Here is a 1,137-nt window from a genome sequence, read left to right on the forward strand (position 1 = left end):
TCATCCCCCACCAGTTCCGTGACGTGTTCACCGGGCGCAAGGCGGACCACCGTCGTGTGCTGGAACGGGACGATATGCAGAAGTTACTGGTGGAAAGGGATCCTGACATCACTTCCCCCGGCATGGCATGGGCACGCGCGTGCCTGGAACTGATGTTCCGTTTCCACGGCATGCCCTTTGTGGATCTTGCCCACCTTCGGAAGTCCGATCTGAAGGACGGTTATCTGACCTTGCGCCGCCGGAAGACGGGTATGCCGCTTTCCGCCCGTGTGGACGGCCGTGCCATGCAATTACTGGAACGCTACCGGAACCGGGACGGCACTTCGCCCTACCTGCTTTGTTTTCTGGACGGGAACCTGGAGGGTATGGCCGCTTACAGGGATTACCAGCGGATATTGCGCCTGCTTAACAGCAGACTGCGTGCGCTTGCCCTGTGGAAGAAGGTACAGGGCAAAGTGACTTCGTACAGTGCGCGGCATACATGGGCTACGGTGGGCAGGTATTGCCACATTCCCATCGAGGTCATTTCCGAAGGGCTGGGACACGCTTCCGTAACCACCACCGAAGGGTATATGAAAGGGTTCGGAAATAGCCGGATGGACCGGGCGAACAAGGTTATAATGAATTACATATTCAAGGGGTTGTCTAATGCGGTGGATAAATGGTAATTCATTGATATGTAGTGTAATGTGAAGAAATTACCTTGTAGGTAACGGAGATGTGATTATGGCGCAAAAGTAGATAATATATTTCTAACTGCCAAGAGAAAGATGTTTTATTTGCCTGTTTACATGGATTAATTAACCGACAATTTATATTAGAGCACAAATACTACAGGTTCTACAAGTTTCTTTTTTCAGTGTACAGGTTGGATGAACCGATGATTGACGAAGTTAATGGTAATTAGCCTCTGCATGTGCTGATTCGTATATAAGTTCCCTTACCCGTTTCCGAAATTCGAAGACGGGAACAGGATATTGTACGCCATGAACTGTATGTACGTATAAATTCTTGTATATACCGGACTTTTATGAGCCTTGCCTCTTATCGTATCTGTGTGTATCCGTTACCTACAAGGTAATGCCGGTGCATATGATGGATAAAACCCAACAAATATCATGATAACACCCATAACAC

General features: G+C 48.5%; 1 protein-coding gene. It reads left to right on the plus strand.

The annotated features are described in order from the left end of the window. The coding region (locus tag BUC01_RS24850; protein ID WP_073315217.1) for a tyrosine-type recombinase/integrase at nt 1-668 on the plus strand (668 nt) is incomplete at its 5' end. Nucleotides 669-1,137 lie beyond the last annotated feature (469 nt).

Source organism: Bacteroides stercorirosoris (genome assembly GCF_900142015.1).
In the GTDB taxonomy this organism is placed as follows: domain Bacteria; phylum Bacteroidota; class Bacteroidia; order Bacteroidales; family Bacteroidaceae; genus Bacteroides; species Bacteroides stercorirosoris.